The organism is Streptomyces sp. NPDC006733 (genome assembly GCF_040636125.1).
Taxonomy (GTDB): domain Bacteria; phylum Actinomycetota; class Actinomycetes; order Streptomycetales; family Streptomycetaceae; genus Actinacidiphila.
This window is the reverse complement of the sequence record NZ_JBEYJD010000108.1, coordinates 1-7,299: the sequence shown is the minus strand read 5'-3', so window position 1 is coordinate 7,299 and position 7,299 is coordinate 1. Positions and strand designations below refer to the sequence as shown.

General features: G+C 68.6%; 10 protein-coding genes. 6 read left to right on the top strand and 4 right to left on the bottom strand.

From position 1 onward, the window contains the following. On the bottom strand, positions 1-469 hold a 469-nt coding region (locus ABZ721_RS40650; protein WP_358793881.1), incomplete at its 3' end, for a transposase. Positions 470-1,076: 607 nt separating this feature from the next. On the opposite strand from ABZ721_RS40650, the gene ABZ721_RS40645 reads away from it, so the two are divergent. The 5 genes from ABZ721_RS40645 to ABZ721_RS40625 all read left to right on the top strand — a co-directional run bounded on the left by ABZ721_RS40645 (position 1,077) and on the right by ABZ721_RS40625 (position 4,340). Then, positions 1,077-1,448 (top strand): DUF3846 domain-containing protein, encoded by a 372-nt coding sequence (locus ABZ721_RS40645; protein WP_358793880.1) that lies wholly within the window; start codon positions 1,077-1,079, stop codon positions 1,446-1,448. Continuing rightward, positions 1,445-1,678 carry a hypothetical protein gene (locus tag ABZ721_RS40640; RefSeq protein WP_358793879.1) on the top strand — a complete coding sequence of 78 codons (234 nt, stop codon included), beginning with the start codon at positions 1,445-1,447 and terminating at the stop codon, positions 1,676-1,678. The genes ABZ721_RS40645 and ABZ721_RS40640 overlap by 4 nt, the downstream gene beginning before the upstream one ends. A gap of 102 nt (positions 1,679-1,780) precedes the next feature. Then, positions 1,781-2,209, top strand: a complete 429-nt coding sequence (locus ABZ721_RS40635) for a hypothetical protein (RefSeq protein ID WP_358793878.1) — start codon at positions 1,781-1,783, stop codon at positions 2,207-2,209. 224 nt (positions 2,210-2,433) lie between these two features. Next, positions 2,434-2,976 (top strand): hypothetical protein, encoded by a 543-nt coding sequence (locus tag ABZ721_RS40630; RefSeq protein WP_358793877.1) that lies wholly within the window; start codon positions 2,434-2,436, stop codon positions 2,974-2,976. A 98-nt stretch (positions 2,977-3,074) separates the two neighbouring features. Beyond that, the gene (locus ABZ721_RS40625; protein ID WP_358793876.1) at positions 3,075-4,340 is read left to right on the top strand and encodes a DNA polymerase III subunit beta; all 1,266 of its coding nucleotides are present in this window, start codon (positions 3,075-3,077) and stop codon (positions 4,338-4,340) included. A 164-nt stretch (positions 4,341-4,504) separates the two neighbouring features. Here the strand turns inward: ABZ721_RS40625 and ABZ721_RS40620 are convergent, their stop codons facing one another. Then, complete coding sequence (locus tag ABZ721_RS40620) at positions 4,505-5,077, bottom strand: hypothetical protein (RefSeq protein ID WP_358793875.1); 573 nt, start codon at positions 5,075-5,077, stop codon at positions 4,505-4,507. Positions 5,078-5,301: 224 nt separating this feature from the next. On the opposite strand from ABZ721_RS40620, the gene ABZ721_RS40615 reads away from it, so the two are divergent. After that, positions 5,302-6,345, top strand: a complete 1,044-nt coding sequence (locus ABZ721_RS40615; RefSeq protein WP_358793874.1) for a hypothetical protein — start codon at positions 5,302-5,304, stop codon at positions 6,343-6,345. Positions 6,346-6,414: 69 nt separating this feature from the next. Here the strand turns inward: ABZ721_RS40615 and ABZ721_RS40610 are convergent, their stop codons facing one another. Beyond that, entirely contained in the window at positions 6,415-6,696 is a 282-nt protein-coding gene (locus ABZ721_RS40610) for a hypothetical protein (RefSeq protein ID WP_358793873.1), read from the bottom strand. Between the two features lie 5 nt (positions 6,697-6,701). Beyond that, complete coding sequence (locus tag ABZ721_RS40605; protein ID WP_358793872.1) at positions 6,702-7,169, bottom strand: hypothetical protein; 468 nt, start codon at positions 7,167-7,169, stop codon at positions 6,702-6,704. Positions 7,170-7,299 lie beyond the last annotated feature (130 nt).

Sequence of the window (7,299 nt, the reverse complement as noted above, 5' to 3'; positions counted from 1 at the left end):
GGACCACCACGCCGATGATCAGGCCCATGACGTCCACGGCGAGCCCACGCTTGCGGCCGGGCGTCTTCTTGTTCGCGTCCAGTCCCGTCGTCTTCTTCGGCACCCCGGCCGCCACGCGGACGGACTGGGTGTCGATGATCACCAGGGACGGGTCCTCAAATCGTCTGAACCGCTCCCGCACCTGGCAGCGCAGAATCTCCTGGATCCGCTGGTCGAGGCTGTCCTGGCGCCACAGGGTGAAGTAGTAGAACACTGCCGACCAGGCCGGTAAATCATGCGGCAGGAGCCGCCACTGACAGCCCGTCCGGTTCTGGTAGAGCAGCGTGTTCAGCACTTCACGCAGGTCACAGGAGCCCGGGTCCCCAGTTGCCGACCGAGCGACCCGCTCCTGTTTCCACGCGGTGATCAGTGGTTCGATCAACGCCCACTGCTCGTCGGACAAGTCAGTTGAGTACGGCATTCTGTCCATGCCCGCGACCTCACCATGCTCACGACATGATGGTCAGCGCGAACAGTCCTAACCCCACGATCGGGCGACACCAGATCATCAGGAACGGGACTTAACGCCCTCTGACACGGCGGCAACAGGGAGCAGCAACGCGGTAGTAGGCAACGTGCGGCGCTGTGAGGCTGCACACCCGTTCTCTCGGGCGGGGCACCGTGCAGTCCGCGCCGTCCGGCGGTACGAGTCCGCTGCGCTTCCCCGTACCGCCTCCCCGCGTGCCGGGCCTCCGCTGCGCTGCGGCCCGGACCGAGCGCTGCGCGCTCTCACGCGCTGCGGGAGGTGGCAGCCGGTCCCGGCGCGCTGCGCGCCCCGGCCCCTCGCTCCGCGCTGCCAACTCCCTTGTCCCCGACGCTTCGCGCCAGGGGAGTGACGACACGCCCCGCACGCTGCCCCGCCCGAGAGGCACGAAATGGCATCTGACGTGGGAAAACAAAGCCGCGAAAGGCCCACACTTCACTCCGATTTGTGATGCTTGGATGGTATAGTTGTCTTGTTGGTCGGCGGTGGCAGTCGACCACGAACCGAAAGCACACCCTCCGATTCAAAGGGGACATCTATGCCCGCGACCGCCATGGCAGTGGAGACCTTCGCACTGTGGGTCTCGCCCACCGGTAGGTTCCGCTTGCTCCACTGGGACACCGTCGCCACTCCGGACGACGCGCTGTGTTGCACCACCGCGCGGCCGATTGACCTCACCACCCAGCTGATCATGTGGGTCGACGAGGACGCCCTCCTGCTCAACCAGCCGCTGAACGGCCCCGCCTGCGCGCTCCTGAGCACCTACCAAGCTTTGCCCAGCCCGTACTTCGGGGACATCGTCTTCACCGGCTCCACGGACGCCCAGGGCAACATCCTCGGACTGACCCAAGACCAGGCCTTCATGCTGGTTGACCGCTATCTCCAGCGGCCCGCGCTCCTGCCCCGGCCGCGACGCACCACATGAGCGCCCCCGCCACCCAGACGTTCACGGTCATCGGGCTGCGCATGGACGTCGACTTGAGCGAACTGCTCATCGCCGCGGTTCTGCCCGGCCCGGTCGCCGACGACATCGTCTGCCTGCGCAGCAGCGAGGACGAGTTCACCCGGTGGGCCATGGAGTTCGACGCGACCGACGCTGACGCCGCAGCGGCCAGCGCGTACGCGCACTGCCAGAACGACCCCGACTGGGACTAACCCGACCCGGGGCGCAGCCCACTGGCTGCGCCCCGGGCCCCGAGCGGCGGGGGAGTGGCACCCCCGCCGCCACCGAGAACGCACACGAGAGCGAGCGAATCCATGGACTTCCTGCACGCAATGTTCCCGCGAGCGGTCGAGAGCGCCGCCGCGCTGCTCAACAGCGTCTTTGTCGCCGTCGGCGATGGGTGCCATGCACTCACCGTCTCGATCCGCGCGCACTCCGCGTCGGACGACTACTTCGTCACCACGGTGCCGTTCTGCACTGCGGGCGCGCGAATCACGGCCGACCAGGGCGACACCGAACGCATCGTGACGCTGATGCTGGCGGGCCGCATCGGCGGCTTGGTCGTGCGCACCGCGAACGAGGACGGAACCTTCCGAGTGTGCGGCTGGTACCTGCAGGACGACGCCGCCGTCCCGCTCAGCCGCGCCCAAGTCTTCAACGCCTACTGCATCGACCCTGATGGTGAGCCGATTCCGCCGGAGCGCGGCGTGGAGTACGCCGAGGCACCGCCCCTGAACGCCTAGATCCCCCCGGGGCGCAGCCCATCGGCTGCGCCCCGGCCCCAAGTTGCGGGGGAGCGACACGCGTGCCGAAACCCCAACCAAACCGTCTCTGACCAAGGGGAATTCGGGGAAGAACGTGACCCGCCACAACCCCGATTGTGGGCAACATGGGATATAGTTGTCTTGTTGGTCGGTAGTGGCAATCGGCCGACAACCGAAACACACCACTAATTCGAGGGAGAGTCATGTCCAAGCACAGCCCCAGCCCTGTTGCCGAGCGCGATCTGACGGCCGCGGCCCCGGGCCCGCTGCACGGCAATGCGTGGGTCGCGAAGATGCTGCGCGACGTGTTCGGCGGCGACGAACAGTCCCGGTTCGATGTGCTCACGCTCCGCGAGGTGACCGACTTGCGCACCGTCGGTCGTCGGGCGATGCAGGCAGCCGAGATGCTGCGCCGTACCTCGCTGGCCGATCGGCCGATCGGCGCCGAGTGGCTGTACAGCATGGTCACCGTCTTCCGCTCGCGCACGATCCTTGCGGCCGATGAAGCCGAGTTCGCTGCCCAGCAGGCCCGTGCGGCGGGCATGATCTACCCGCTCAGCACGTTCGCGTTCCGGCTGTGGGTCCTGGCCGCGTGCACGAATGCGTGGGTTGAGGCTCATCTCATGGATGCGGCCGCGATCCTGGCCGCGCCGGACGCTGATCACGACGACGCCCGCGCGTGGATGCGGACGGCCGCGGACCGGCTGGAATTCCTGGACACGGCCATCAATCCGCGCCCCCTCTAAAACCCACCCGTGCGGCCCCACTACGGGACCGCAACCCCCTGGGGCGGGGGAGTGGCACCCCCGCCCCACCGACAACACACACCCAGGGAAGGCACCCCATGACGCAGGCAAGCACCGAGACCAAGACCGCCGAGCCGGTGAAGCCCACCGCCCATTTCGCGGCGCTTCACGCAGAGCTCACCGAGGCGCTCAACCTCGCCGAGTTCGGCGCACCGGACCTGCCCAACCCGCCCGCACAGTGCGGGGTCCTGCTGCAGGCAGGACGCGACCGGCTCACCGTCGAAACGTTTGACTTCTGGACCGCCGTATCGGTCACGATCCCCGCCGCAACACCCGTGGCCAAGGGCTGGTCGCTGCTCGATTTCGACGAGCTGAAGAAGGCACTTGCCGCGCTCGCCGCCGGAGAGACCAAGGCGGTCGCCAATCGCATTCCTGTCGCGCTCGCCGGTGACCTGCTGTCCACCCCGGACATGGCAGTACCGGTCATGGTGCGCGACCTGCACGAGTTCACCCACCCGCCGGAGTCGGTGCCCGCCATGGCGACCGTGGACGCGAAAGCGTTCCTGTCTCAGCTGGAGCGGGTGTTGCCGTGCGCGGGCCGTGATGACACCCTTCCGGCGCTCACCGGCGTACAGATGACGCTGGAGGGCGAGACGCTCACCATGGCGGCCACCGACCGGTACCGGTTCGGTGTGGCCACCGTTCCCGCCGACGCCACCGTGGAGCCGTCGGAGAAGCCCCTCACCACGCTCATTCCCGCTGACCTGCTGCGACGTCTTGCCAAGCGGCTGAAGTGCCACGAGGGACCAGTGGGCATCGGCATCATTGAGGCCGACGTCGACGGCGTAGCCCGGACCACCCTCACGGTGGGGAACACCAGGATCACGATGCGACCGTTGGAAGGCGGCCTACCCAAGTACACATCACTGTTCCCGACAAAGCGTGAGACATCCATCCGGGTAGAGCGCTCCACCCTGGTGCGGGCCGTGAAAAAGGCGGCGGCATTGATCAAAGCCAAGGGAGAGAACGGCGCTGCGGTCACTCTCGCCTGGAGCGAGGACAAGGTACTCACCCTCTTCCCGCGCATCGGTGAGGACGACCGGGCCCGCGTCAAGGGAATGGAGATCCCAACCGCCTTCACACACGGCACTGCCGACAACGTCCGGGGCAGCAGCCTGTCGTTCAACCCGGCCCTGCTGCTCGACGCGCTCGGAACGTTCCCCGCAGACACCCTCACGCTGCACTTGCGCCCCATGGAGGACGGGCAGGGCAAGAAGCCCGTGCTGCTCACCGACGGGCCCGACGTGGCTGGTGACGGTTACCGCCACTTGCTGATGCCCGTACGGCTTGACCTGATCAGGTAGAGAGCGCCGCGGGGACAGGAGAAGCCTCCTGTCCCCGCGGCGTCGATGTTCGTCTGCACGGGGCCCGGGGGCCATGACACTCCCGGGTCCCGCTGTGCACTTCGCTGACCGACTCTTCAACGACCGGGCGTAGCCGGTGTTACGACCTTGCTGGGACTGCGGTGCTACACGGGGGCCGGCTGCGGCTCCTCCAGCACCCCGGCGACCTTCCGCGCCAGCTCCGCGACGTGCGGCGGCAGGTAGCTGTCCAAGGCGTCGACGTCGTCGCAGATCCGGGCCCGCAGCCCGTGCAGCACCGCCTCGGTGAACAGCTTCTGCGGGTCGTCGTCCACCTGCTGCGCGTTCTCGGCGGTGTGCTGGCCGCGCCAGTAGCGCAGGCCCGAGGCCCCTGGACCTCCCGTGCTCTCGGGGGCCGGCTCACCCAGCAGACCCGCAAGGTGCGCGCGGTCGTCATGCGTCGGTCCGGCCGCCCGGCTGTGCTGCTGTCGGGTCTGCAGATACGACGCGAGGGTGTCCATGGCCATGCCGGTGTGCTGGCAGTACGCGGCGATCAGCAGGGATGCCTGGTCCATCGTGTCGGAAGCGTCCGTGGCACGGATCAGCGTCATGCGCTTCCAGTCGTGTGCGATGTCCGGCTCGGTGTACCGCAGCACCTCCTGGAGGTTCTGCACCGCGTCGGAGACCATCTGGTGGATCGCCCGCCGCAACGGCTCGGGCATCGGGGTGTCGTCGTCCATGGCCGCACGCTAGAGGGCCCATGCCCCCAGACACCCGCGACCCGGCCCGCGTCTCACCCGCACGGGCGACGTCGTCGACGGCCGGGACGACAGCCAAACGGCCGGCCACCGCGCAGCACCCGCTCCAACCGACTGCGTGGCGCCATCGTGGCCACGGCGACCGACCCCAGACCCCCTGTCAGTGCCCCTCACTACGCTCGGACCAGCAAGTGTGAGGAGGGCAAGTGGGCAGCAACAACATCGATCACCGGGCGATCGAGAAGCACGTCAAGGAGATCAACAAGGCGTACGAGCGGGCCGCGAAGAAGTACCCGGTCACTGTGCCGGTCGCCGGCCGGGGCTTCGCCCCGTCCTCCGGGATGATCGGAATCGGCATCGAGCAGGACCCGCAGCTGGTGCGACTGCTGGTCTGGCTGGGCGAAAAGTCCCCCCGCCAGTTTTCGGCGGAAGGCCACTACGTCGAGCACACCGGCATGCCGGTGGAGGACGTCCGCGTCCTGGCGCACACCCTGGAGCGCGACGGTCTGATCGCCGCCATGGGCTCGATGGGCGCAGCGGACTCCTACCGGGTGACCGCCGACGGGCAGGTGGAGCTCCGGCGGCTTGCCCAGCTCCGGGACGAGCCCGCAGCCCGGCACCGCTACGCCACCGACGCCTTCCTGCGCTGGCTCTACGCCACGGCCCACGACCAGCACCCGGTCCAGCCGACCGGTTTCCTTGACACCGACCAGTCGCACTTCGCCGGAGGCGAACTCTCCGGCACGGAACTCCACTACGCGCTGGCACGTTTGCGTCATTCCTGGCTGATCGAGGAGGTCGGCATCGAACCGACGACCGTCGCCCTCACCATCGACGGCATCGACTGCGTACTTTCTGGAGCAACCGTGAGCGACTACCTCAACCGCACCCGCCCCGGCGACTACTACAGCATCACCGGCAACACGAACGTCGTCGCCGGATCGCAGGGCAAGGTCGAGCAGCACAACCACAACAACGGGTTTGACCCGGCCGCTCTGCGTGAGTTCGCCGCCCTGGTCCAACAGCTCGCCCCGGTCTACGGCCTGGACGACGCCCAGCAGGCCGACCTCATCCACGATGCCGAAGTCCTGGGCGAAGAGGCCAGCAGCGAGGCCGCCCAGCCCGGACGCATCAGCAGCGCCTACCAGGCCCTCATGGGCAGGCTCACCCAGATCGGCGCAGCAACCGCGGCCCTCACTACCACGATCCAGCAAGGGCAGGAGGCGTACAGCACGGTCTTCGGCGGCTAGAAACAGCGGCGGGGCCGGGCAGGAACACCGTGCCCGGCCCCGCCGTTCGTCCCCCGCCAGTCCCATGCCTCACCGGCTGAGGCGTAGGCGCGGCCCCCACGCGAACTCGAGGTCGTCCAGCAGGACGATCTCCTCCTCCTTCTCCCACCGGCCGCGCAGAGCGAACGGATGGGTCTCCATCCGCTCCAGGATGACCAGGGTCTCGGGCTGTCCGATCAGCGCGTACCGGCCGTGCGCGGCAGGCCGGCTACCCGGCCCGTACGCGCGCAGCAGCTCCTCCAAGCGGACGCGGTGCTCCTTCGCGAACGCTTCCAGGCGCTCGGTGTACCCGACGTGTTCCTCGGGGCGCACCGCGCTCAGCGCGACGTCCAGGAACGCCCCGTCCGGCCAGTTCCGTGTCCCTGGCGCGGCAAGGGCCCACGGGAAGCGTTCCGCCGCCGCCAGGACGTCTTTCGCCTCCAGCGGGGCCGGGGCGGGTTCTTCCGCCGTCGCCTGGAGGCGGCGCGCCCGCGCCCCGTGGTGGCGGTGGTGTCGGCGATGCGCAGCAGGTAGCTGGCGACGTCGCGGACCCCGGCGAACCAACCGTCCTCGAACCGCGGCTCGGACCCGTGCGGGGGGCTGCTCTCGGAGATCCAGGTGTGGGCGCCGGCCACTGCTCCGGCCTCCAACATCGCCACGATGTTGTCGGCCTGCTCGTGGCCGATCCCGGCGGCGGCCAGGGACGGGAAGACCGTGAACCGTGCGCTGGTGGCCTCGCGCTGGTGGTGGCTGATGCGGGCCAGCTCCTGGCCGTAGGCGTCCGCGTCGTGCTGTCCGGTGTTCATACGGCCCACTCCAATCCGAGCGCGGCGAGCGCGGCGAGCTTGTCGGCGGTCAGCTTGGCCCGGCGACTGCGGCTGTTGCTGAGAAACACTCCGAGCTTGATCTTCGACCCGTCCGGTAGAACCTCTACGT

Excerpts from the sequence above, each read along its gene's own strand:
- ABZ721_RS40640 (WP_358793879.1), top strand. The coding sequence starts at position 1,445 with ATGAGCGCCCCCGCCACCCAGACGTTCACGGTCATCGGGCTGCGCATG.
- ABZ721_RS40635 (WP_358793878.1), top strand. The coding sequence starts at position 1,781 with ATGGACTTCCTGCACGCAATGTTCCCGCGAGCGGTCGAGAGCGCCGCC.
- ABZ721_RS40625 (WP_358793876.1), top strand. The coding sequence starts at position 3,075 with ATGACGCAGGCAAGCACCGAGACCAAGACCGCCGAGCCGGTGAAGCCC.
- ABZ721_RS40645 (WP_358793880.1), top strand. The coding sequence starts at position 1,077 with ATGGCAGTGGAGACCTTCGCACTGTGGGTCTCGCCCACCGGTAGGTTC.
- ABZ721_RS40620 (WP_358793875.1), bottom strand. The coding sequence starts at position 5,077 with ATGGACGACGACACCCCGATGCCCGAGCCGTTGCGGCGGGCGATCCAC.
- ABZ721_RS40605 (WP_358793872.1), bottom strand. The coding sequence starts at position 7,169 with ATGAACACCGGACAGCACGACGCGGACGCCTACGGCCAGGAGCTGGCC.
- ABZ721_RS40630 (WP_358793877.1), top strand. The coding sequence starts at position 2,434 with ATGTCCAAGCACAGCCCCAGCCCTGTTGCCGAGCGCGATCTGACGGCC.